The organism is Bacillus sp. AMCV2, assembly GCF_056033925.1.
The window spans coordinates 206,121-228,843 of the sequence record NZ_JBVYIB010000002.1 but is presented as its reverse complement, the minus strand read 5'-3'; the positions used below and the strand labels follow the sequence as shown (position 1 = coordinate 228,843).

Sequence of the window (22,723 nt, the reverse complement as noted above, 5' to 3'; positions counted from 1 at the left end):
TGTTGACTAAGGCAATTATAATCACATATAGTTGCTTTAGTCAACGATATGTTAGAAAGTGAGGTCTTTTTAATTTCCTGATTTCTTCCTTTTCCTTACCACAATCAATGTGATATAGGATAAAGCCAGAGAAACCAAGCTATAGACAACAGCCCATCCCAAAAATGATTCATTAAAAATGGTAAAGGTGAGCACAAGAGAAATCACCAAACTAAGCATTGGCATCAGATACGGGTTTTTACAAATACAGGTCCCGACAATCGATAGCAGCATAATTCCTAACGGTAAAATAAAGAATGCGATATCTAATTCATCCACCTTTAAACAGCCTCCCTCCAGATTTTTATGTTACTAGTAAAAAAACATAACTGCATTTAGTAAAAGGATAATATTTACTTCCCTAAGGCCCAATTTGAAAATTACCCGTTTACATTCGCTCCGGACTATGATAATTTAAGAAAGCGCTATCATGATAAGTTAATAGCTTGGATGGAGATGAGGAGAGCCAGGAATCCAACCCCTTTTTGACAAGGGGTGTTTTCTGGCTCTTTTTGTTTTTTGGGAAAGGAGGCACGCCACACATCCAGCACAAACAGCAAAGGGGGATAATTGTTAATGCTTAATATATTTAAACCGGCTCCTCATATTGAGAGACTGGATGATTCAAAGATGGATGCGGCATACAAACGGCTCAGGCTGCAAGTATTCATTGGTATTTTCATTGGCTACGCAGGCTACTACCTGCTGCGGAAAAACTTTGCCTTTGCCATTCCTTATCTGCAGGAACAGGGATTTTCGAAAACAGAACTAGGTTTGGTGCTGGCCGCTGTGTCCATTGCGTACGGCTTCAGCAAATTCATCATGGGAATGGTGTCTGACCGCTGTAATCCGAGATATTTTCTGGCGACAGGCCTATTTTTATCAGCAATCGTTAATATTCTATTCGTTTCAATGCCTTGGGTGACTTCGAGCGTCACCATCATGTTTATTTTTATGTTTATCAACGGATGGTTTCAAGGAATGGGCTGGCCGCCATGCGGCAGGACGATGGCCCATTGGTTCTCCATAAGTGAACGCGGCACAAAAATGTCGATCTGGAATGTCGCCCATAACATAGGCGGCGGTATTCTTGCTCCGCTTGTCACTCTTGGGATCGCGATGTTCGTCACTTGGAAAAGCGTGTTTTTCTTCCCTGCCATCATCGCCATTATCATTTCATTTTTAATTGTTTTATTGGTTCGTGATACGCCTCAATCCTGCGGACTCCCGCCAATTGAAGAGTATCGGAATGACTATCCAAAACACGCTTTTAAAAATCAGGAAAAAGAATTAACAACAAAAGAAATTCTTTTTCAATATGTGCTGAACAACAAATTTCTTTGGTACATCGCTTTTGCCAATGTATTTGTTTATTTCGTGCGGTACGGCGTGGTTGACTGGGCGCCTACTTACTTAACAGAAGCCAAAGGCTTTTCTCCTGAAGACTCGCGCTGGTCGTATTTTCTTTACGAATACGCAGGCATACCGGGAACGATCTTGTGCGGCTGGATCAGTGACCGATTCTTCAAAAGCCGCCGGGCACCGGCAGGCGTTTTGTTTATGGCGGGTGTTTTCATTGCCGTATTGGTGTACTGGCTGAATCCGGCCGGCAATCCGCTCGTAGACAATATCGCCTTGATCAGCATTGGCTTCTTAATCTACGGACCTGTTATGCTGATCGGCCTGCAAGCGATCGATCTAGCACCGAAAAAAGCAGCCGGAACTGCAGCCGGTTTAACCGGATTTTTCGGATACATCGGCGGATCCGCTTTCGCAAACGCCATTATGGGCTTTGTCGTTGACCGCTTTAACTGGAACGGCGGCTTTATCATGCTGATCTCTTCCTGCATTCTTGCCATCGTCTTCTTGGCTTTGACGTGGAATACAGGAAAACGGGCAGAGCATGTTTAAGAAAGACACATAAAAGATTAATAGTTTTCCAACACGCCGTTTACATCCGTTTTTTAATATGAAAGACAGGTAGTGCTTATCTATAAGGAGGAGAAATCATGAGAAAAAATAGAATACTGGCCTTGTTTGTTCTGTCGCTGGGCTTACTCTCATTTATGGTAACGCCAGTGTCGGCAGCGTCAAAAGGAAACCTGCTGTCACCTGACCGTATCCTGACCGTCGCGCACAGAGGGGCTTCTGGATATGTGCCTGAGCACACGATTCTGTCTTACGAAACCGCTCAGAAAATGAAAGCTGATTATATTGAATTGGATCTGCAAATGACAAAAGACGGGAAATTGATTGTCATGCATGACGAAAAACTGGACCGTACCACAAACGGAACGGGCTGGGTGAAAGACCATACGCTCGCAGACATTAAGAAGCTTGACGCCGGTTCTTGGTTTAATGAAGCCTATCCTGAAAAAGCAAAGCCGCAGTACGTCGGCCTTAAAGTTCCTACATTAGAAGAGGTATTAGACCGTTTCGGAAAGCACGCGAACTACTACATTGAAACAAAATCGCCTGACACCTACCCAGGTATGGAAGAAAAACTGATCGCTTCTTTGCAGAAACATAAATTACTGGGGAAGCATTCTAAGCCTGGCCAGGTGATCATTCAATCGTTCAGCAAAGAAAGCCTGGTAAAAGTCCATCAATTACAGCCAAACCTGCCGACCGTTCAATTGTTGGAAGCCAAACAAATGGCGTCAATGACAGATGCTGCCCTGGAAGAAATCAAAACATACGCTGTCGGTGCGGGCCCGGATTATAAAGCTTTAAATCAAGAAAACGTCCGTATGATCCGCAGCCACGGCCTCCTGCTTCATCCTTACACAGTCAATAATGAAGCAGATATGCATCGCCTCCTTGATTGGGGCGTAACAGGAGTGTTCACCAACTATCCTGATCTTTTCCACAAAGTAAAAAAGGGTTATTAAACGAAAAAAACCTTGCGACAACTATCGCAAGGTTTTCTTCTATATTTTATTCTTTTCCGGCAGCAGCTTCTGACTGTCCATTATGCAGCTGAGAATTTATCTCTTTCGCATCCTTTAAGTATTCTGTCTGGTAGCCGCTCTTCAGCGCCCACACATAGAATACAAGTGATACCATCGCAATCAGAACCATATCCCAGCCATAATGAATGACATTTAGGCCGCCAAATTTATCACTGCCCAAATAAGAAATGACCATCATGGCCAGCAGATAAAACACCATCCAGACGCCGGCTTTAAAGTTCCGGCCAAACCCTTTCCATTTCGCCTTCGCCTGATAATAGAAATAAATCGGAAGACCGATCAGGATAATAAACAGAACCTGTCCTGTTAACGGCCAGCGTGCCCAATACAGCACCAGTGACGCAAAGATAAATCCAAGCGGCGCAATCACGCTTAAGCCTTTTAAACGAAGAGGCCTGTACAGGTCTTTCCCCGTCCGTCTCAATGTCATCACTGTGATCGGGCCGGTGATATAAGAAATTAACGTAGCAACGGAAATAATTTCCGCTAATACGCCCCACCCTCTGAACAGGAACAAAAAGATGAACGACACAATCAAGTTAAAGAACATTGCTTGTCGCGGAACGCCGTAAATCGGATGAAGCTTCCCGAATATACTCGGCATGTATTTGTTTTTTTCCATTCCGTAAATCATTCGGGACGTTGTCGCCGTATACGTAATCCCTGTTCCAGACGGTGATACAAATGCATCTGCATATAACACAATAACAAGCCAGTTAATATTCAGCGCAATCGCCAGATCAGCAAAAGGAGAATTAAAATTCAGATGGCTCCAGCCGTGAGCAATATCAGAAGGATTCACCGCTCCGATGAAGGCGATCTGCAGCAGGACATAAATCACTGTTGCAACGAAAAGAGAGCCGACAACCGCAATCGGAATTGATTTCCCCGGATTTTTTGCTTCTCCCGCCATATTAATTGGGCTTTGGAAACCATTAAACGCAAAAACGATACCTGAAGTGGCAACCGCCGTCAGCACACTTGCCCAGCCATTCGGCGCAATGCTTTGACCGCCAGTAAAGTTTTCTCCGTGGAATCCGACAAACAGCAAAGCTCCAATCGTAAGACCCGGAATAATAATTTTAAAAATCGTAATTAATGAATTCGCTTTCGAAAATAGATTGACTGTCCAGTAGTTCAACAGAAAATAAATGAGAAGCAATACAGAGGCAAATGCTAGTCCTTCCCCAGTCAGCGTTCCATTCTTCACCAAACCGCTTGTCCATTTCGCCCATTCCCAAGGCCAAGAACTCATATATTGAACGGAGGCCACCGCTTCAACCGGAATGACGGACACAATCGCAATCCAGTTGGCCCAGCCCGCAATAAAACCGATAAACGAACCGTGTGAATATTGCGTATATTTTACCATTCCCCCCGCTTCAGGGAACATAGAACCTAGTTCACTATAAGAAAGAGCAATAAATAAAATGACGACCATTCCAATAACCCATGAAATAATAGCAGCTGGCCCTGCTATTTGAGCCGCACGCCAAGCCCCGAACAGCCAGCCTGAACCGATCATCGATCCGAGCCCGACCATCATGAGGGAAAACGTTCCCATTCTTCGATGCAATTGATTCATATCGTAAACACCTTTCATGTATGATGACATTCTCTTGCTAATTATATTATTATTCTGATTACTTTACTTTGTCAATATTTATCGAATTTTGACTGAAACTATAATAAGTCAATGTATATTACCTTCCAATACAGGAATGAAGTCACTAGTTTCTTCTTAAATGGAATTTACTGTGAACCCCAATGATAAAAACACAATAGGTTTAGCTATTTCCAAAACGGGAATGATACAGGAAACACTATTCTTAAAATAGAAAGGAGTATCACCATGAAACAAAAGCTGTTACTTTCAGGTCTCGCTGTTTCAACTGTCGGCATCACTTCTTATCTATTAAAAGACCCGTCAAATCGCCAAAAGGCAAGAGAATTCATTCACAGCATGAAGATGAAAATAACAAAACAGCCAGACATGGAAACGTTCCCAGTCGATAAAGCCGGCCACCCGGACCCGCAAGATATCGAGGACAACAAAATGGTATCAGAGGGCTCCATGTATCCCGTCCAATACTACGATGAAAAAAAGAAGTAATCAAAAAGCTCTCTTCGATAAAGGAAGAGAGCTTTTTAATTTAACCTTTTCGTCTGATTCCGCTCATTACAAAGCCGCTTTCAGGCAATGACGGCATTCTGGCGAGACTGTAATGCAGTGATTGTTCCGGAACATCGTATTCAATCTGATGGACGAGGAAATCCAGGCTCGCTTTCATGACTTCAATTGTAATGCCTTCCCCTGGACAGCGGTGGCCTTTCTCGGCGTGCCCCCCGCCTTGAGGAATCATATCAAACAGATTTTCTTCCCGCTCCGCAAATCGTTCCGGTCGGAATTCATCGGGATGATCCCATAGACGAGGGTCGTGGTTCGTTCCATATACATCAAGCAGCACCGATGTGCCCTTCTTAAACTCACAGTTATTCCATACAAAATCTTTTTTGACAAGCGCCCCTAAAAATGGGCCGAACGGATAATATCTGCGGACCTCCTGCACAAACATTTCTCTTTCCCGGCTGTTTCCAGACCGCAGCCATTCCTTATATTTCGGATGCTCATGAAGCGCCAAAGCTGAAAACACAAGAAAGTAAGAAATGGCGACAATAGGCCGCAATACATTAATCAGCTCAATGGCTGCCATACGGGAATCCAGCTGGCTTCCATCTTCTTGTGTGTGAAAAGCCATTTCATGCAGCGCTGTTCCGGGAGTCGTTTTCAGCAAGCCGGCACGAGCATCTTCAATCATGACTTCAATCCACTCTTCCGCACGCGGCCTTGCTCTTCTTCCCTTCCAATGCCGCGGTCCCACAGCACCGAACGCATCGACCATGTCAATGAAGTCATCCGCTCTCTCTTTGACTTCCGTTTCCTTCAACGGAACACCTGCCCAATAGCACGCTACCCGGCACAGGATTTCTTTTGCTTCTTCAAATAACACAACCTCATCTGCCTTCTCCCATCTTGTGACTGCTGCTTTCCACTCCTCTGTCATCAACTCAGCCAAACGTTTTTGATGCGGCGGTGTCATCAATGACAGAAAAAGCATCTTCCGATGGATATGCGCGCTGCCATCCATTCCCTGAATCGCATTAACACCAAACAGCGATTTCTGCACCCGCTTAGGCAAAGCGTTCTGCCGCTGGAATCGATCCGTATCATAAAACACCTTCGCCGCCTCAGCGCCAGTCATGCAAATAAAGTTTTTTCCCAACAAACGGGCCTGAAACAGATCTGAATTGTAGCGCTCTGTTCTGTTTTTAATAAATAAATACCCTTCCTTCAGCAGTGTCAGACTGTTATCGAGACTTTTGTCATGTGGAATCTGCTCATTCATCCGCTTACCCTGCCTTCCTTTTTACCCTCTATTTTCACGTTATCTTCCGAATATAAACCCAGTAACAGTATTTGTTTACAAAACCAAATTAAAGCGCTTTTTGATTATTTTTTAAAGGAAGAACAAACGAAATAGAGAAAAGGTAGTTAATCAAAACGAAGGGGAGAACAAAATGAAAAAATGGATATATGTTGTGCTTGTGCTGAGTATTGCAGGGATCGGCGGCTTCTCCGTCCACGCAGCATCATCTGCTCATGAAAAACACTTGAATGTCAGCAGAATGAATGTCGATGACGAATTCAAGGATACGGATGGAACCTTCATTCTTCACGATTTACAAAAGGAGCAGACATTTGTCTATAACAGAAAACGGGCAAATCAAAGACAAACTCCGCAATCCACCTTTAAAGTCGTGAACGCTTTAATCGGTTTGCAGGTCAAAGCTGTAAGAGATGAATACGATGTTAAACGATGGGACGGGGTCAAGCGTGAATTCGAATCATGGAACCGCGACCATACGCTTGGCTCGGCCATGCGCGAATCCGCAATCTGGTATTATCAGGCATTAGCGAGAGATATCGGCGAGGAAAGAATGAAAACATGGCTTCATACACTATCTTACGGCAACGAGGATATCAGCGGGGGAATCGACCAGTTTTGGCTGCAAAGCTCGCTCACAATATCTCCGCTGGAACAAGAAACCTTTTTGGAGAAACTATTTAAAGAGGAGCTTCCATTTGACAAGCCGGTAATGAAAACCGTCAAGCGCATGATGATTCAAGAGGAAGGCGATCATTACACGCTCTACGGGAAAACCGGAACCCGCCTGACAGATATGGGATTAGGATGGTTTGTCGGATTCATCAAAACAGAGCATGGCTCTTATGTCTTTGTCACCAATGTCGATGATTCCGGCACAAAAGCCAAAAACATCACCGTGGATATCCTGAAAAAGTATGGCCTGATCAGATCCTAAATAAAAGAGCCCTGCACGGCAGGGCTCTAAATCTCATGCTCAAAACAATAATGATTCACAAGCTCTTCAATCAAATCATGATCGGGATATTCCCCGTTAAATTCAAATTCGATTTCTTCCACAAATTCTCCTTGATGGTACACATGGATGGCTCCGTTTTGACGGACAACGCTAAACTCCGGCTGAAATGTATATCCGCTTCGTTCAATTGCTCCCATTTCTTACCCGCCTTTCTCAAAGCAGTAATTCATACACCTCGTTTAATTCCTTGGCCCGTTTTTGATCCTGTTCATTCTGGGCATACTTAATTTCTTTTTCTAATACATGATTCAAAAAAGACATTTCATTATCATCTAAGTCTTTTACAAATTCCTCTTCATTTGCATAACGCTTCGCCAGCATCTTCTTGCAAATACGCTGGCAGACTTCATTTTCTAGATGATTCGAAAGTGATTCGCGCAAATAACCGAGTGTAACATCCATTTTATGAACACCTTTCCTTCTGCTATCTTTACCCTATAGCTTGCTAAAATAGGGAAAATCCATACGTGAAAAATAAAAAAAGAGACATCCGTGAATGTCTCTTTTTTATCGTTATTCAGCTGCTTGTTCGCTTTTTATCAAATTGGCCTGCGTGCGTTTGCCAATCCCAAACACATAATAACTAATGACCACAAGCGCTAAGAAAATCACGCCTACAATCAGAGAGATACGAGTATCATCGTTAAACCACATGCCAACCAGAACCATCAGCAAGAAAGCAATCGTCAAATAGTTTGTAAAAGGAGCAAACGGCATTTTGAATGGATGTTTATCTAATGTAGCACCCTTCGCTTTTCTGAATCCGATATGGCTGATCAAAATGATAAACCAAGGAATCATCCCTGGGAGCACGCTTGCGCTGTATACATAGACAAAGATCTTCGGCGGCGCGATATAGTTCAGTACAACACCGACAGCCAAACCGATCAGCACCGCAATTGTGCCATACAGCGGCACACCATTGCGTGAAATCTTCTTAAAGAATTTCGGTGCTTGTCCATTGACACCCAGTGTATACAGCATGCGGCCCGCGCTGAAAATACCGCTGTTACAGCCGGACATTGCAGCAGTAATCACGACAAAGTTAATAATGCCGGCCGCTGCCGTAATTCCGATTTTCGAGAACGTAGACACAAACGGACTTCCGAGTGAGTTGAGCTCATCCCAAGGATACACCGTCACGATCACAAAAATAGCACCAATGTAGAAAATCAAAATACGCCAGATAATACTTTGAATCGCATTTCTTAGCGTGTTTTGCGGGTCCTTCGCTTCACCCGCTGTAATCCCGATCAGCTCAACTCCTTGATAGGCCGCAATGACAAGAGACAGTGCAAAGAAGAAACCTGAGAAACCTCCTGCAAAGAAGCCCCCGTGAGACCACAGGTTCGACAAACCGATCGCATCTCCGCCGTTGCCAAAACCGAAGAAAATAATTCCGATTCCCGCAATAATCATCAAGATAATCGTGACGATTTTAATCATCGCAAACCAAAACTCAAATTCCCCAAACGACTTAACAGAAATTAAATTCGCCGCACCAAGAATCACCATTGCCACGATACCAGGTATCCAAGCAGGCAAATCCGGGAACCAATACTTCATATAAGAACCGACAGCGATAATTTCTGACATGCCGACGATAATCCACTGGAACCAGTTGCTCCATGCTGTTATATAACCTGCCATCGGATGAATATATTGATGGCCGAACGTCGCAAAAGAACCTGTGCTCGGCTCGACATACAGCATTTCACCCATCGCACGCATAATAAAAAAGATAAAAATTCCGCATATTGCATAAGCCAGAAGGACAGATGGACCAGTCCATGAAATCGTGCTGGCAGAACCCATAAACAAGCCAACACCGATCGTACCGCCCAAGGCGATCATCTGAATATGGCGCGCACCCAGGCCCCTCTTTAATTCTTTATTTGCCACTCCTCTTCCTCCTCCTAACAAAATACTCATAAATGAGAAAACAGCAGACCTGCTTGCCTTCACATGAATCAGTGATAACAATCAGAAAATTCAAACTTAAAATTGTTATATAATCTCCTAAATTACTTATTTCATCATAATAAATTTCTCTGGAAAATACAATTGTTTTTTTCAGGTAAACACCTTTGTTCAGAGTTTTGAATCGTTCACTTCTTTTAAAATCTTTTATATAAAAATAATAAAATTGTTTGAATATTAAAATTAATACCCCCCTTAGATTCTCATAAAAAATAAGCTGTTCTACATGAACAGCTTACTTAATAATTCACACCCGTTTGACGCTTTAATGCTTCAAGCCACCCGGTATCTCCGGTCCCATAGCTCTTGCTTTGTCCCACATCTCTCAGAGATCCATTGCTGTAATCAATTGATAGGATGAAATCCGGAATGGCATTATACCCGGCTTCCGCGATTTTACTGAGCTCTGAACGATAGTAAGATATAGCATAAGAAGCCGTTTGTTTCTGCACTGGATCTTTTTCAAGCTCTTCCTTATATACATCTATTAAGTCACGTCCCTCAGGCGTGACGTACCGCCCATCAATCACTTCTAAATCCTTCAAATGGTAGCCTGTGACTTCGTACATCTCACGAGCTGCCTGATACTTTTGATAGGCCTTTTCGGAAAATTGTGTTGAATCACTGCTTTGGCTTTTCATGATGTGTAAAAATAGTTCTTTGCTGTTGTCTCCAGATTGCAGCACTTGCTCAATTTGCTTGATCAGATCCTGATCGTCTGACCCGCTCACCCGCACCTGATAGTCAATCGGCGTAATCGTAAACGTCAGCTCTGTCCCCTCTGGAATATGAATATGGTTTCGATTCAACAGCACTTGCAGCTGCTGGTTAACCTGTCCCCGCTGATACACCTTTTCATTCTCAGCTTCCACTTCCCCATGAAATGTGACATTCCGAAACGCAGCATCCTGAAGGTTATAGTTTTGCGCCTTCCCTTTGAATAACCATTCTGTTTCATTATCGTAAGCGGCCTGTCTTTCTGCAGCTGACAGATCACTTCTGAAATAAGGAGACTTTGAATTTTGGTACTTATCCTTAATATAGCCTAATGGATCAGACTTTGTTTTGTTAATCGCATTCATCCTGCTGTATTTTTCATCTAGTATTTTGATTCTGATATCACTCTCAGATTCATAGGGGTTTTGGGATTGAATCACTGTTTCTTCCCCTGTGTCTGTCACTGTTCGATCATTCACTGATTGATACACTTTGCTGAACGTCCCGCTGTTTCCCGACACGCTGGTTTTAGAATAATTGAACTGATTGATTCCCCCAGTTGAAGATTGTGACTTAAGCCTGCTGTATGCCTTTTCCAGAACTGCCGCTGGATTTTCAGTCGCATTCTCCCGTTTGGCAGGCGCATTCTTGCTCAATATGTTCTGTGCCATCAGCTGAGTGCGGATAAATTGCCGATTCAGACGCATTGAATTCCCTCCCGAGTATTCTCTCTTATTCTTTTTTATCGGCAAAGATAATGTATATATTAACCTCAAAAAACATTTATTTACACCTAAATCGTTATTATGTATGATGGAAATAAAAGGAGGTTGTTTGCATGGTGAAAAAATGGCTTATTCCATTCGCTGTTATGCTGTCTGTCTTATTCACCTTTACGTATTCGGCATCAGCTGTCGGAGTCACTGCTATCACAGGAAACAATTCATTTGATACCGCAATGCCGATCGGTTATTGGAAATATAAAAATATCGATACAACAATACTGGAAGCTGGTCAAGATGAAGCCTATTTCACTTTTACGGCTAATAAGGGAGAAAAAGTATACGTGAGGAGTACATACCAGAGCGCGTATACAGGGATGAAGATTGAAATTTATGATAAGAATAGAATACCTGTTTCTCAAGGGACAGAAGTCATTAACCCTAACACGTTTTCTTCTTTTATTTATGCAAATGCAGACGCCCAAAACACGACAGATACCTTTTATGTGAAAGTGTCACGAGGCACCTATACCGGAAACATGTATTTTACACTTTCAATTGAAGACCGAATCAAATCAGGCAGCGGAACATTCCAATTCAGCGGCGTTGCTGAAAATAAAGGAAATACAAGCCTTAGCCTCTCAGGTTCTGACTCCAGCGTGATCAAGGTTGATTTAACAAACCAATCTGGGATACCGCGTGATGCCATTGTAACCAGAGTTCAGACAACCGCCACTCAAACACCAAGCCAGGGAAATACACGCCACCTGATCATGACGAGCGAAAACAACGAATGGCGCCGTGCTCTTGTAAACAGCTCGACTTCAGGGTCTTATGATATCTCTTTGTCAGATCAACTCAGTGTGGCAAAGGTATGGAGTTTTAAATATAATACATTAGCGACTGCCAGATCGACGATGAGCAACGTAAAAGCAAAAATAGATTATGAATACGACGTGACAAAGCAGTTTTAACTTATACCGAGCCGGTTATCCGGCTCTTTTTTATTCTCCGTCTAGAAGGTAAACTATAATCAGTACAACCAAGGGAAGTGCAGACATGGCATTAAAACTTCTAAAAAAACTGCTTTTTGACCGCCCTCTAAAGAACGGCGTTATCTTAAATCATCAATACAAAATCGAAGAGTGCCTCGGTATGGGAGGCTACGGTTTGGTTTATTTGTGCACCGATATCCTAACTCAAACACCATATGTCTTAAAACAGCTTCGGAAGACAAAAGCGAAAAAGGAAAAAGAAAAAGTCCGGTTCCAGCAGGAAATAAAACTGCTCAAAAGCATTCACCACCCGCAAATTCCGGGCTTCATAGATGAGTTCATCATAGACGGACAGGCTTATTATGTCATGCAGTTCATTGAGGGAGAAAATATAGAAGAATTATTATTTTTTCGAAAACAGCCGTTCACAGAGCTTATGGCGTTACAACTGATTTCGCAGCTGCTTGAGATTATAGAATACCTGCATGATCGCCTTATTTTCCACAGCGACATCAGAACGCCTAATATCATCATCAATGACGGCAGGCTCTGCCTCATCGATTTCGGCCTTGCCAAACAATTGACGCCTGAAGAAATGGAGGAAATAAAGGTACGAAAACAGGATGACTTCTTCGATCTCGGAGAAACGCTGTTATTCCTGCTATACTCTCAATATAAAGGAAAAAAGAAGAAAAACGGCACTTGGCTGGAGGAATTAACACTGACAAAGGAAGTAACCCTGCTGCTGAAAAGATTATTGGGCATCGAGGAAGAGTATCAGCACACCGCTTCCATTCGCGAGGATCTAAACCGGGCCATTCAATCGGTCACATAAAAAAACCCTTGTCCCAAATAGCGGAACAAGAACTTTTTTCGATTAACTGCTGCTGTAGCTCCGGCGTTTGTAACGATGACTGCCGCCATAACGGTCGTAGTGTCTTCTTTTGCCTGAGCTGCTGCTGTAGCTGCGATAATGTCTGCGCCGGCTGCTGCTGTAATGCCGGTGTCTGCGATATCGGTCACTAGAACTGCTTGAGAGGTACTTAATCGTTTTGATGATTTTTTTAAACATATGATGTTCACCCCATTTCTTTCTCCCTATTATATAAATTTTATAGGAGAAAGAAAAACATCAGCAGGGTCACTCTTTTGAAAACAAGAACTCCGTTCCGTTATCATTTGTATGAAGCTCATAAGTAATCGCAAGCAGCCTGCATGTATCCTCAATAATCTTTAACCCAAGTCCCTCACTGCTCTCATTCCGATCAAATCCAATACCGTCATCACGAATAAAAACATCGCCATGTTCAATCGTGACTTCCATCTTTTCAGCTTTTGAATGCTTTAACGTATTTTGAAAAATATTATCAAACAGCCTTTGCATCCATAACGCGTTGCTCATCCATATCACATCTGAATCTGCCGGCTTATAGTGCAGCTCAATCCCACTCATACTGTATAAATAATCCCACTTTTTCACCGCTGTTTCTAATAGCTCGTTTAGACGCACTTCTTCATTTACAATATAAGAGCTTTCCAGCGTCTCAGCGGAATATAGATTGAATTCATTGGTTAATTCCGAGATATATTCGATTTGCTGATACAATGATTCGAATACAGCCTGACCATGACATTGATCTTCCAAATAAAATAACTGCAGCCTGAGAGCCGTTAAAGGTGTATTAATGTCATGCCGCAGTTTTTGCAAAAGCTCCTTTTTGATTTCCTCTTGCTGTCTCAGCTCCAGTTCACGATATGTCGTCCGTTCAATTAACAAATTGACCGACTTGATCAGTTCCCCGATTTCATCAGCACGCTTCACTTCAATTTTATCGGGCACCCTTTGATCACTCGCCAAATGCCGAATGGTTTGATTTAATAGATTGATTTTATGCAACAGAGAATGAATCGACTTTGAAAATAAAAAAGCTAACAATAAGAGCGATATCAAAAATACAACGATCATTGCCGGGTACGCAAACGACCTGTGAAAGGGCATACCATGATTCATCGTTTTAAACATGCTGTCATAAATCACAGACATCAAAACACTGACCGCCAGCAATAGCATCGGAACACTAATGACGGCCGTAAACAATAACAACTGATATTTTGTCTTGAGCTTCATTTCTTCACAACGGTATTCAGCCGATACCCTTCTCCATATATATTTTCAATCATCTCACCCGCTTGATCATTGATTTTAGCTCTGATTTTTTTAATATGCACATTGACAATATTCGGGTTTCTATCTTCGAGCTGCCATAGATATTCAAAGAAATGTTCCTTTGTCAGGATACTGTCTCTATTTTCATATAAATAAAAGAAAATTTTCCGCTCAATCGCAGTAAACAATACCTCATCATGCAGGCTTTCATTGAACACTTTTTTCGTTACCGCATCAATATACAAATGTTTGATTTGCGTAAAGGTGCCATAATGATGCTCAAGCATATTCCGCATTCTTAATAGCAGCTCTCTCGGATCAAAGGGCTTTACCATATAATCCTCGCCGATCTGCAAACCTTGAAGCTTGCTGTCCATGTCATTGCGGGCCGAGAGAAAAATAACCGGAATGCCCAGCCCCAGCTCTTTGATTTTTGCAGACATTTGATACCCGTCTTCACCCGGCAGCATCACATCCATAATGACCAAATCCACCTTCTGAATCACCGAAAGCACATCCGCTCCATCTGTTTTCCATATCACACGATATCCCTCACGCTGCAAAATCTTTTGCAGCAAATCACCAATCATCACATCGTCTTCAACGATTAAAATATGATAACCCTTCATCTTAGCGAACCTTTCTCATAAACTCCATGGACAGTTTATATATTTGATCAGGCTGATATAAATAAATACTGTGTGTTCCCCTCAGTTCCTTTATATCGGCAGTATTGAATTGAGCTGCAAACGCTTCATAGTCTTTTCGGTTTTGTATAGCATACTTTGAATGTCTATTTTGGTCAGAGACCGCATCTAAAATCAAGACGGGAGTTTCCTTTGGTGCCGGCAGATTCACAGATTTGCTGCCGTTTTGGTAAGACTGTAAAAGCTCATGCTCCATATCTGCATTAAAAAATTGCTTAAAGTTAATGGCTTTATAGATTTCTTTTTCTTCATCAGTTAAAAACGACTGCCGAATCGCCTCAGGATTATATACAGCGGAAGGCATAAACCGATGAAAACCAATCGAGGTTAACAGGTGGAACCCTCTCACTTTCAATCTGTCAACTCCGCTCAATTTATACGTGACGTACTGCTGGGGCAATCCAATATCCATCGCAATAATGGCCTTGATTTCCTTAGGATATTTCTGTGCCCAATACATCGCTTCAATCCCGGATATCGAATGAGGCATTAAAATATAAGGAGGCTTATTTCCGCTTTTCATAAGCGCTTTCCTCGTCTGTTCCAATACCGTATCAATATCTCTGTCATCGTGAGACACTTCACTGTATCCATAACCTGCCCGATCTACAACAGCAATCTTATTTTCTTTTGAAAACTTGCTGTACAGCCCCTTCATTTCATAAGCAGGCGCAGCAATCCCCGAACCGGACATAAACACAAACGTATCCTTCCCGCTTCCCTCTTGATACACATTCATCTTTTTACCGTCAACATCGACTAATGTGCCTTTACCTTTCAGCAGTGCCGCCTCCTTATTTAGCTGGAAATGGTGATAAATAAATACCGAGACGGATACAAGCAAAACCAAAGCAGCCAAGCTGACAAAAACAATTTTGAGGACTTTCCATAATGTTTTCATATAATGCTCCTTTCACGTGATACTGAAAGGATACGATATGAAAATAAATAACTGATTAACTTTGGAACAGTTTTATTTTCACATTTGACTTTGCCCTTACGGAAAGGTGTACATTTGGAGCATAGAGGTGATCACTCGGCTATCGATCGGCGAATTTTCAAAGATATGCAAAGTATCAACAAAAACACTGCGATACCATGATGAAATCGGACTCATCCACCCAGAAGACATTAATCCTGAAATGGATATCGGAGGGTCTATCCGCAAAGTCCGAGAATTTCTTATACGCAGCCTTCTCCAAGGAGAACGACATTGAGAAGGCTACCGCTTATATCAATCTTTCACAAAACATAATTCAGGGGTATTTAATCTATTTATTCCTATTTATTCACACAACAAAGTCACCACAAAGCTTTTTTCTCTTCTTCCTGCTCGATAAACAGATAATTTTCAGGACGTGCCAAAACAGAAAAAAGTGCCAAAAGCAACTTCCAACCTCGAAGCGGACTACCGCATCTAAACTTCAACACTTCTCCTTCCGCTAAAGTAAACCTCAAAGTTGGGCTTGTACACCAAGCAATCTTCACTTGAATAACATGCTCACCAGGCGGTAAATCAATTCGCAGCCTTCCTCCATCTTTGATAGTTCCCATCTCAGCCCCATCAATTAGCACTGAATACTCTCTCATTTTGTTGATGTACTGCGATATCCTCTAATTTCAATATACGTCTCTTGATTATTCACGATGACACATCCTCAAAGTAATGATCTTACAGGCGGGAAGCGCTAGAACCCTTCCGCCATACCGTTATTTCCCTTCCTAGTATATTATAACTTGCTGTGCTTCAGCTCTCTGTCGGCAAAAATCCCTTTCAGCTTCAGTGTGCCTTCTACTTGAGCTTTTTAAAAAAACACCCGCTTGTATAACGAGCGGATGTTAGATCTTTCGAAATTATTGATTGATATCTTTTAGCGCTTGTTTCGGTTGCGAATTGAAAATCAGCAATGATGCAATAATGGCAATCATAACCCCTAACGCACCAACCCAGGTAATCGAGGCCAATGATACGTTTTCCACAAAAACCCCTCCTATTCCTGCGCCGACCGCCATGGCGAATTGCATCATTGACTGATTCATGCTAAGTAAAACACCTGACATTTCCGGTTCTATTGTAGCCAGGTGAAATTGCTGTGTCGGACCGGTGGACCATGCGGCAAACGACCATAATATGAGAATCACCAACACTCCGATATAGAAATGAGTAACAAGTGACAGAAGAATCAGTGTGACGATATGCAACGTCATCCCGCCAACGAGTGTAAAGGACACTCCCCATTTATCGGTGCTATATCCCCCAAACTTTGATCCAACCAAACTGGCAATTCCAAATATAAGCAAAACACCACTGAGCAGCTTGCCATTTATACCTGAGATGTTCAAGAGATACGGTGACAAATAAGTGTAAGCAACAGAATATCCCCCGAGCCAGAAGAAAGTGATTGATAATCCCATAGCCACTTTCCGTTTTTTGAAAAGAGCAAGCTGTTGAAGCAAAGGCACAGGTTTATCCCCTTCAGTATGCGGAAGAGTAAAGAATATAACGACCATTGCGATCAATCCCAACAAAGCAATGGCACCAAATACAGACTTCCAGCCTAAAGCTACTGCTATCATTCTTCCAAGCGGAACACCTATGATTAAAGAAGCGGTAAAGCCCATCACGACCGTAGCGATGGCACTGCCTTGCTTCCCTTCCGATGCAATTTTAGCGGCAATCGTTAATGCGGTGACAACCACCACACCTGCTCCAATCGCCATAATGATCCGCGCTGCAATAAACCATCCATAACCAGGCAGTACAAAAGCCAGGACATTACCGAACACAAACAAACCTAGGGCATACATCATCAATTTGCGTCTATCCATACTTGCTGTCAACGCCATAAGTACGGGTGTAGAAAGAGCATATACAAGTGAGAAAATGGTAATAAGCTGGCCCGCGGCAGCCAAAGTGATCCCGAGAGTATGAGCAATTTGATCCAAAATTCCGGAAATGATGTACTCTGAGGTTCCAACTAAAAAGCTGACAATGGCTAAAATATAAATTTTCCAAGTGTTAGACATAAAACATTCACTCCTTAATTATTAATAAACATATCACGAATTATCGATATGTTATTATAAAAAATAAACACATCGTAATATGTCGATATGTATGGTGTAAAAATAAACATCTTTTGATGTTTATTTTTATATCTCTGTTTTAAGAAAGTCAGCAAGTTTCCCAATGGCTTCTTCATCTCTTTTGTAATACGTGTACTTTCCGATTCGCTCCGCCTTAATTAGGCCGGCTCTTAAAAGGATGGTAAGATATTGGGAAGCCGTCGATTGCGTCATTTTCAATTTGTCTGTTATTTGACTGACACATACCCCGATTGTGTTCATATCAATCCCTTCATGGGGTGCAAAATGACGATCCGGTTCTTTCAGCCATTGCAAAATTTGCAGCCTTGATTCATTTGATAAGGCTTTGAATACTTCAATTGGTTCCATATCGATTATTATATCGTTATATTTCGATATGTCAATCCGTTTTCTGGATATATTTAATTAAAGGTTTATCTCTGACTAATTCCGTGAAATGAAACTGAAGACAGCATATCAATTTTGTTCACCTCTTAAATTTATCATCAAGCTTTACGAAATTGGTCTCATAATCATGTCACTAAACACTTGGGGGAACCCGGCAGGTGACAAGGATGTTTTCAATTAAAATGAATTTAATATTGTTCAAGTGACTAATCACCAGCATCAAATTCATGTATTTAAAATAGATGTAAAAAAACATCCGCTCATAACAACAGCGGATGTTAGATCTTTCGACAGGAATAACAAGTCAGTGTACTATGAATTGACATCTCTTTATGTCCGCTTAGGTTATGAATAAAAGTTATCAATGATGCCATAATTGTAAAACAAAAGAAGCGGCAGTTCATTATGTTCAATTCACAACAGATTCCATACCGTCAAAACATTTTAATTTCTTTAGATTATAAGATCTTTTCCAAATTTTTCCCTAGATCATTACATAATTTAAATACCATCACTCGTTCACCTGTCCGGGAGCTTAAATCAGTATGAAAACTTTTCACTTTTTCTCCAGTTATTTTAAGGATAATATCCTTAAGGCCTTCTATACCTGATTCGACTAACTCCGAACGAGTTTGTTTGATAGATAACATACCCTCTTTTGATCCACAAACTACATATTCGGCTGGTGTTAAAATCCCTTTTAAATTGACGATGATCATGTCCCGCAGTATATCAGTCTTAACAGATACAGACCCCCGCCCAAGATAATCCTTCTCCCATTGAGTAATGGACTTACTGATCTCTGATTCAATAGAACCCTTCGACTTTTTCATATCTAATACATCTCCTGAGCAAAAAAATTGGCATATTCTATTTTTGATTTCGTCTCATTAATATTCTCTTACAACATATCCTTCATATACACCTTCAATATCCAAATCAGTTTTACCGTTTCTTGTGACCACTATCATTTTGGATAACATATTTTCTTCCATCATAGAGTGGACATGCAAAAATCGAACGTTTCCTGAATGGGTTTCCTCAACTTCTTCATAAGACTTTAGATGATAAAAATCAATTGCTTTTCTAATTAGTTTTTTCATACATTCCATATTTTCACGATCAAACGAGTTCATTTCCTTTATTGTTTTCGTGACAAAATCAGTTAAATTAGCGCTCATACAATCTCCTTAGAACTGCTTTCTCCATATATGGGTGCGTTTAGAAGTTGAACCTGTATTTCATCATGACAAGCAATGATCAGGTAAGGCTTGACCTGTTTTAACATCAGGAACCTCCACGATTGAGGGTTTTCCATCCTTATGATGAACGAATAAACCTCTAACTTTAACATATGACGGCACTAGGGGATGATGTCGAATCATATCAACACTTTTTTCAATGGTGTCACTGTTATTTTCATTTAGCCATTCATCGACCGTACCACCTAAAAATTCAGGCTTGCAATTTTGAAAGAGATAATCCAATGTTTGTATTTTATCTTTCATTGTTTCAAGTTGAGTTAGTCCATTACCTGCGGAAGTCTTCTTATCTTTTGTTCCTACTACAAAAATCTCCTCAACATCTTCCTGGTAAATCGCAAAAATAACAGACCTCATGATTTCTCCATAAGGATGTGAAATACCGGCACCATAGCTTTGTATAGTCAACATATTCTCTGCAGAAGTGTTAGTCGCTTCTTGTAAAATAGGCTCCAAACCGTTTTCAATATCCGTCAAAAATAATACTTTTTTATTTTGGTTTACATTCATACAGCACACCTCTTCCTTATGTTTATCATTTTTATTTTGAATAACAAATCCATTTGATAAATGCTTAGATTCATCATTACCAGCTTTCCCAACATCCTTCTGGATCAATATTAGCCAGTCGGACCCATCCATTTTGAACTTTTTGCAGAAATGCTGAGTCATGATTTAATAACCGTTCTACATATTCTCTAGGTGCTTGGATGAGTATCAATAAACGAAGAGGAGAATGATAGGCCTCGTGATCTGATTCCATGACCGATTGCCAAGGCAGTCCGGCTAACAAGTCGCTTGCATTCCCCTGCATAACGCCGAGACCTGCAGTAACGGTTTGAGTTGCTTTATTTCCGCTGCCGTAATAATGAGGCGCTACCGTTGATGCGTAATATTGTAAATTAATCCATTGGGCTACAGTTCCAGGTCCTGCAATAATATTTGCTAGGAGTTCACCGCTTTCATCCTGCTTCCAATCATAATTATGGAGAAAGGCTCTGCCTTCCAAATCACAATCCTGAGTTAGTTCACGTTTACCGATAATAAAAGCGGCATTACGAGCCAGTCCCCATTCCGGACGTATCTCACTCCAATCTTCCGCAAATCGGTTTGCCTCAGCCTTCGGATTTTTTAGCTTCGATTGGAAATTCGGTAATTGGGCCAGACGTTCTGCGTTTACATGATGTCTCACTTTCGGCATAACGGCTTCAATTTGTTCAAATGCTTCTTGTGCAGCTTCGGAAAGTTCTGGTACATAAAGCCAATGTAACTCATCCACTGTTGTATTATGTTCAGCTGCTGCAAAAACCGTATCCTCAGGAATTTTAATTCCTTCAGCTAAAAGAGCTTCTCGTACCTCTGATAGATTACATAAAGCAGCTAAAACTCTTGCATTGAATCCACCGGCCGCTCCACCGCAGGCACCACAATCAAGGGCTGCAGAATAAGGATTATTAGTGCTTTGACTGCCATGCCCGCAAATCACGACCAATGGTGCGATGTTTTCCGTTAATCCCATCATTTTTAATGCTTGGCGAGCATAGTTCACTTTTTCTTCATCAGTAAAACCCACAGGTATTTCTGCTTCTGTAGCATCATGATGAAGCGAGAGTTTTGTATCAGGTTTGCGCAACCAAGCCTCACGGAGATTACGAATGAAATAACCCGCCTTTCTTGGCACAAAGCTACGGGCTGCCATTTGCAGAGTAAGCCAAGGTCCGCTTAGCTCAGGCAGTAGTAAGCTCGAGAGCGCATTCTGCTTCATCGTTTTAAAGGTATGGCTTAAAGAATGAATTGCTTGCTTCCGTTGATTGTATTTTTTGAATACATCCTCATCTGCGAACTCTTTTATTTTATTTTGCGGTTTTTGTATGATCGGCAAGGAAGCATGACTGTGTTTACTGCCAAGTTCACAAGTTGCAATCGGCACCCCGAAGAAACCAGCAATACCAATCGTTTCAAACGGGCCTTCTTTTTCTAGTTGACGACGAAAAGGTTCTGATCGTACATCGATGCAGAATGCTAATTGAGCTAATGCAGATTTTTTACCGCCGGTTTCACGTTGTTTCGAGATGATCTTCTGGCTTAATCGATCAGTGTACGTTTGTTCCCAAGCTTCTAACCAAAGTTTCTTGCGAAGTTTCTCATCAAAGCTGTAGGCAAATGATAAATATTCGTTTTGTTCAATGGCCGTCATCTGTGACCATTCTTCTAATGTAAGCCCACCCCAATGAATCCAAGCTGCTATAAGGGGAGCAATTGAAATTGTTTTCTTAGATCGTTCATTAGTCAAAGGTAAATATGGCTTTATAAGAGCCCACTCCATGGATATTCGAACCGCTAAATATTCTGTTAGGAGTGCATGTTCGTGGCTCGATTGCTGAGAGCGCCAAAGCATCATCCCTGCCCATCCAGGTAATGAAAGTAAATGACCTTCAAGATAAGTCTGGATTTCTGACTCTGGGATTTCTAGTGCGAATAAAGCTTCCTGTAAAGCCAAATGTGCCTCTTTCGGCCAACCCTTTACCCTTTCTCGCTGCTTTTTGCTAAGTGCTGGATCATATTGAATGAGATGCTGCCAAGCACGATAGAAACCTTCCTCACGATTAGGCATTGTCCAGCCTGCTTGAGAGTCATCAAGATATAATTTACTCCACTTAATGACATGATGATCTAGTATATTGACTAGCCTTTCACCATCTTGATTCTCTATATGCGAACTTAGTGGCTGCATAAAAACATTCTCGATATGATCCAATCCACTACATTCATCTACTAATTTCTCCAGCTCATGTGATGATAAAAGGTCGGAAGGCAGGGGATCTAACTTTAATGCAGCATGACAAAATCGCTCTGCCACGTCCCGTGGGATGTGATAGGAATGTGAATCAAGCCAACGCTGCAGCCCCATTTCCACAAAATCTTCATCAATCTCACCTTTATTCTTTGCTGAACGGATCATAGACGCACTAGGGTATATATCAACATCGCGAGTGTTTTTCAACCAACTTGCAACCTGATCAAAAGGTTGGTTTTCAAGTCCCATCCACGGATTACGTGCAGCAAATGTAGAAATAGGCCAAAGTGGCGCAATCACCCGGCTGGCAGATGTAATGAAAACGTTAAGATCCCTTTCTTGAACATCAATATCTGTATCTATCTTTTTTACATTATCTTTTGTTAATACGGATGTAATGCCCATC

The 22,723-nt window shown here is 41.7% G+C and carries 24 protein-coding genes and 1 pseudogene; 7 read left to right on the top strand and 18 right to left on the bottom strand.

Annotated features, from left to right (window positions below; translation table 11 throughout):
* Positions 1-69: 69 nt before the first annotated feature.
* Entirely contained in the window at positions 70-318 is a 249-nt protein-coding gene (locus tag AC0OMA_RS01335) for a YbeF family protein (RefSeq protein WP_251218059.1), read from the bottom strand.
* A 297-nt stretch (positions 319-615) separates the two neighbouring features.
* Between AC0OMA_RS01335 and glpT the strand changes: the two genes are divergently transcribed.
* Together glpT and AC0OMA_RS01325 are read left to right on the top strand one after the other, a co-directional pair.
* Positions 616-1,950, top strand: a complete 1,335-nt coding sequence (glpT, locus tag AC0OMA_RS01330) for a glycerol-3-phosphate transporter (protein ID WP_003246460.1) — start codon at positions 616-618, stop codon at positions 1,948-1,950.
* A gap of 98 nt (positions 1,951-2,048) precedes the next feature.
* Complete coding sequence (locus AC0OMA_RS01325; protein WP_124060143.1) at positions 2,049-2,930, top strand: glycerophosphodiester phosphodiesterase; 882 nt, start codon at positions 2,049-2,051, stop codon at positions 2,928-2,930.
* 46 nt (positions 2,931-2,976) lie between these two features.
* Here AC0OMA_RS01325 and AC0OMA_RS01320 read toward each other — a convergent pair whose 3' ends face one another.
* Complete coding sequence (locus tag AC0OMA_RS01320) at positions 2,977-4,596, bottom strand: APC family permease (protein ID WP_309529910.1); 1,620 nt, start codon at positions 4,594-4,596, stop codon at positions 2,977-2,979.
* A gap of 267 nt (positions 4,597-4,863) precedes the next feature.
* Between AC0OMA_RS01320 and AC0OMA_RS01315 the strand changes: the two genes are divergently transcribed.
* Complete coding sequence (locus AC0OMA_RS01315) at positions 4,864-5,124, top strand: hypothetical protein (RefSeq protein WP_003234883.1); 261 nt, start codon at positions 4,864-4,866, stop codon at positions 5,122-5,124.
* A gap of 40 nt (positions 5,125-5,164) precedes the next feature.
* Here the strand turns inward: AC0OMA_RS01315 and cypC are convergent, their stop codons facing one another.
* Entirely contained in the window at positions 5,165-6,418 is a 1,254-nt protein-coding gene (cypC, locus tag AC0OMA_RS01310; RefSeq protein ID WP_015382632.1) for a fatty-acid peroxygenase, read from the bottom strand.
* Positions 6,419-6,590: 172 nt separating this feature from the next.
* Between cypC and blaOXA the strand changes: the two genes are divergently transcribed.
* Positions 6,591-7,394 carry a class D beta-lactamase gene (gene blaOXA / locus AC0OMA_RS01305; protein WP_015382631.1) on the top strand — a complete coding sequence of 268 codons (804 nt, stop codon included), beginning with the start codon at positions 6,591-6,593 and terminating at the stop codon, positions 7,392-7,394.
* Positions 7,395-7,420: 26 nt separating this feature from the next.
* Here the strand turns inward: blaOXA and AC0OMA_RS01300 are convergent, their stop codons facing one another.
* From AC0OMA_RS01300 to AC0OMA_RS01285, 4 genes are all read right to left on the bottom strand, one after another.
* A complete protein-coding gene (locus tag AC0OMA_RS01300; RefSeq protein ID WP_003234886.1) occupies positions 7,421-7,612 on the bottom strand; it encodes a DUF5370 family protein in 192 nt (63 codons plus the stop codon).
* Between the two features lie 16 nt (positions 7,613-7,628).
* A complete protein-coding gene (csgA, locus tag AC0OMA_RS01295; RefSeq protein WP_003234887.1) occupies positions 7,629-7,877 on the bottom strand; it encodes a sigma-G-dependent sporulation-specific acid-soluble spore protein CsgA in 249 nt (82 codons plus the stop codon).
* A 111-nt stretch (positions 7,878-7,988) separates the two neighbouring features.
* Positions 7,989-9,377, bottom strand: a complete 1,389-nt coding sequence (locus tag AC0OMA_RS01290; protein ID WP_015482727.1) for an amino acid permease — start codon at positions 9,375-9,377, stop codon at positions 7,989-7,991.
* Between the two features lie 317 nt (positions 9,378-9,694).
* Positions 9,695-10,879: a DUF4885 domain-containing protein gene (locus tag AC0OMA_RS01285; protein WP_015382629.1), complete on the bottom strand. Its 1,185-nt coding sequence runs from the start codon at positions 10,877-10,879 to the stop codon at positions 9,695-9,697.
* A 131-nt stretch (positions 10,880-11,010) separates the two neighbouring features.
* On the opposite strand from AC0OMA_RS01285, the gene AC0OMA_RS01280 reads away from it, so the two are divergent.
* Together AC0OMA_RS01280 and AC0OMA_RS01275 are read left to right on the top strand one after the other, a co-directional pair.
* On the top strand, positions 11,011-11,868 hold the full coding sequence (locus tag AC0OMA_RS01280) for a hypothetical protein (protein WP_015382628.1): 858 nt from the start codon (positions 11,011-11,013) through the stop codon (positions 11,866-11,868).
* Positions 11,869-11,953: 85 nt separating this feature from the next.
* Positions 11,954-12,724 (top strand): serine/threonine protein kinase, encoded by a 771-nt coding sequence (locus tag AC0OMA_RS01275; RefSeq protein ID WP_015382627.1) that lies wholly within the window; start codon positions 11,954-11,956, stop codon positions 12,722-12,724.
* Here AC0OMA_RS01275 and AC0OMA_RS01270 read toward each other — a convergent pair.
* The 4 genes from AC0OMA_RS01270 to AC0OMA_RS01255 are packed head-to-tail and all read right to left on the bottom strand — an operon-like array spanning position 12,709 to position 15,664.
* On the bottom strand, positions 12,709-12,972 hold the full coding sequence (locus tag AC0OMA_RS01270; protein ID WP_015482726.1) for a hypothetical protein: 264 nt from the start codon (positions 12,970-12,972) through the stop codon (positions 12,709-12,711). The genes AC0OMA_RS01275 and AC0OMA_RS01270 overlap by 16 nt on opposite strands.
* Before the next feature lie 58 nt (positions 12,973-13,030).
* A complete protein-coding gene (gene ybdK, locus AC0OMA_RS01265) occupies positions 13,031-14,017 on the bottom strand; it encodes a two-component system sensor histidine kinase YbdK (protein WP_015382625.1) in 987 nt (328 codons plus the stop codon).
* Entirely contained in the window at positions 14,014-14,685 is a 672-nt protein-coding gene (ybdJ, locus tag AC0OMA_RS01260; RefSeq protein WP_015382624.1) for a two-component system response regulator YbdJ, read from the bottom strand. The genes ybdK and ybdJ overlap by 4 nt, the downstream gene beginning before the upstream one ends.
* 1 nt (position 14,686) lies before the next feature.
* The gene (locus AC0OMA_RS01255; protein ID WP_015382623.1) at positions 14,687-15,664 is read right to left on the bottom strand and encodes an alpha/beta hydrolase; all 978 of its coding nucleotides are present in this window, start codon (positions 15,662-15,664) and stop codon (positions 14,687-14,689) included.
* Positions 15,665-15,794: 130 nt separating this feature from the next.
* On the opposite strand from AC0OMA_RS01255, the pseudogene AC0OMA_RS01250 reads away from it, so the two are divergent.
* Positions 15,795-15,909 (top strand): annotated as a pseudogene (locus tag AC0OMA_RS01250) (MerR family DNA-binding transcriptional regulator); the annotation flags it as partial.
* A gap of 156 nt (positions 15,910-16,065) precedes the next feature.
* On the opposite strand, the gene AC0OMA_RS01245 reads toward AC0OMA_RS01250, so the two are convergent.
* The 7 genes from AC0OMA_RS01245 to AC0OMA_RS01215 form a co-directional block, all read right to left on the bottom strand.
* Positions 16,066-16,317: a hypothetical protein gene (locus tag AC0OMA_RS01245; protein ID WP_236822441.1), complete on the bottom strand. Its 252-nt coding sequence runs from the start codon at positions 16,315-16,317 to the stop codon at positions 16,066-16,068.
* A gap of 300 nt (positions 16,318-16,617) precedes the next feature.
* Positions 16,618-17,790 (bottom strand): MFS transporter, encoded by a 1,173-nt coding sequence (locus AC0OMA_RS01240; protein WP_474221826.1) that lies wholly within the window; start codon positions 17,788-17,790, stop codon positions 16,618-16,620.
* Between the two features lie 126 nt (positions 17,791-17,916).
* Positions 17,917-18,219 (bottom strand): ArsR/SmtB family transcription factor, encoded by a 303-nt coding sequence (locus AC0OMA_RS01235; RefSeq protein WP_003234907.1) that lies wholly within the window; start codon positions 18,217-18,219, stop codon positions 17,917-17,919.
* Positions 18,220-18,716: 497 nt separating this feature from the next.
* Positions 18,717-19,091: a Na-translocating system protein MpsC family protein gene (locus tag AC0OMA_RS01230; RefSeq protein ID WP_063335968.1), complete on the bottom strand. Its 375-nt coding sequence runs from the start codon at positions 19,089-19,091 to the stop codon at positions 18,717-18,719.
* A 57-nt stretch (positions 19,092-19,148) separates the two neighbouring features.
* The gene (locus tag AC0OMA_RS01225; protein WP_474221825.1) at positions 19,149-19,439 is read right to left on the bottom strand and encodes a DUF6407 family protein; all 291 of its coding nucleotides are present in this window, start codon (positions 19,437-19,439) and stop codon (positions 19,149-19,151) included.
* Between the two features lie 63 nt (positions 19,440-19,502).
* Complete coding sequence (locus AC0OMA_RS01220) at positions 19,503-20,030, bottom strand: carbonic anhydrase (protein ID WP_474221824.1); 528 nt, start codon at positions 20,028-20,030, stop codon at positions 19,503-19,505.
* A gap of 76 nt (positions 20,031-20,106) precedes the next feature.
* The gene (locus tag AC0OMA_RS01215; RefSeq protein WP_474221823.1) at positions 20,107-22,722 is read right to left on the bottom strand and encodes a DUF2309 domain-containing protein; all 2,616 of its coding nucleotides are present in this window, start codon (positions 22,720-22,722) and stop codon (positions 20,107-20,109) included.
* Position 22,723: the final 1 nt, after the last annotated feature.

Bases quoted from the DNA above. Each gene is read 5' to 3' on its own strand.
- AC0OMA_RS01245 (WP_236822441.1), bottom strand. From the start codon at position 16,317: ATGGGAACTATCAAAGATGGAGGAAGGCTGCGAATTGATTTACCGCCT.
- ybdK (WP_015382625.1), bottom strand. From the start codon at position 14,017: ATGAAGCTCAAGACAAAATATCAGTTGTTATTGTTTACGGCCGTCATT.
- glpT (WP_003246460.1), top strand. From the start codon at position 616: ATGCTTAATATATTTAAACCGGCTCCTCATATTGAGAGACTGGATGAT.
- blaOXA (WP_015382631.1), top strand. From the start codon at position 6,591: ATGAAAAAATGGATATATGTTGTGCTTGTGCTGAGTATTGCAGGGATC.
- AC0OMA_RS01230 (WP_063335968.1), bottom strand. From the start codon at position 19,091: ATGAAAAAGTCGAAGGGTTCTATTGAATCAGAGATCAGTAAGTCCATT.
- AC0OMA_RS01255 (WP_015382623.1), bottom strand. From the start codon at position 15,664: ATGAAAACATTATGGAAAGTCCTCAAAATTGTTTTTGTCAGCTTGGCT.
- AC0OMA_RS01285 (WP_015382629.1), bottom strand. From the start codon at position 10,879: ATGCGTCTGAATCGGCAATTTATCCGCACTCAGCTGATGGCACAGAAC.
- AC0OMA_RS01300 (WP_003234886.1), bottom strand. From the start codon at position 7,612: ATGGGAGCAATTGAACGAAGCGGATATACATTTCAGCCGGAGTTTAGC.
- AC0OMA_RS01225 (WP_474221825.1), bottom strand. From the start codon at position 19,439: ATGAGCGCTAATTTAACTGATTTTGTCACGAAAACAATAAAGGAAATG.
- AC0OMA_RS01275 (WP_015382627.1), top strand. From the start codon at position 11,954: ATGGCATTAAAACTTCTAAAAAAACTGCTTTTTGACCGCCCTCTAAAG.
- AC0OMA_RS01280 (WP_015382628.1), top strand. From the start codon at position 11,011: ATGGTGAAAAAATGGCTTATTCCATTCGCTGTTATGCTGTCTGTCTTA.
- AC0OMA_RS01235 (WP_003234907.1), bottom strand. From the start codon at position 18,219: ATGGAACCAATTGAAGTATTCAAAGCCTTATCAAATGAATCAAGGCTG.
- AC0OMA_RS01320 (WP_309529910.1), bottom strand. From the start codon at position 4,596: ATGAATCAATTGCATCGAAGAATGGGAACGTTTTCCCTCATGATGGTC.
- AC0OMA_RS01240 (WP_474221826.1), bottom strand. From the start codon at position 17,790: ATGTCTAACACTTGGAAAATTTATATTTTAGCCATTGTCAGCTTTTTA.
- AC0OMA_RS01315 (WP_003234883.1), top strand. From the start codon at position 4,864: ATGAAACAAAAGCTGTTACTTTCAGGTCTCGCTGTTTCAACTGTCGGC.
- csgA (WP_003234887.1), bottom strand. From the start codon at position 7,877: ATGGATGTTACACTCGGTTATTTGCGCGAATCACTTTCGAATCATCTA.
- cypC (WP_015382632.1), bottom strand. From the start codon at position 6,418: ATGAATGAGCAGATTCCACATGACAAAAGTCTCGATAACAGTCTGACA.
- ybdJ (WP_015382624.1), bottom strand. From the start codon at position 14,685: ATGAAGGGTTATCATATTTTAATCGTTGAAGACGATGTGATGATTGGT.
- AC0OMA_RS01215 (WP_474221823.1), bottom strand. From the start codon at position 22,722: ATGGGCATTACATCCGTATTAACAAAAGATAATGTAAAAAAGATAGAT.
- AC0OMA_RS01325 (WP_124060143.1), top strand. From the start codon at position 2,049: ATGAGAAAAAATAGAATACTGGCCTTGTTTGTTCTGTCGCTGGGCTTA.
- AC0OMA_RS01220 (WP_474221824.1), bottom strand. From the start codon at position 20,030: ATGAATGTAAACCAAAATAAAAAAGTATTATTTTTGACGGATATTGAA.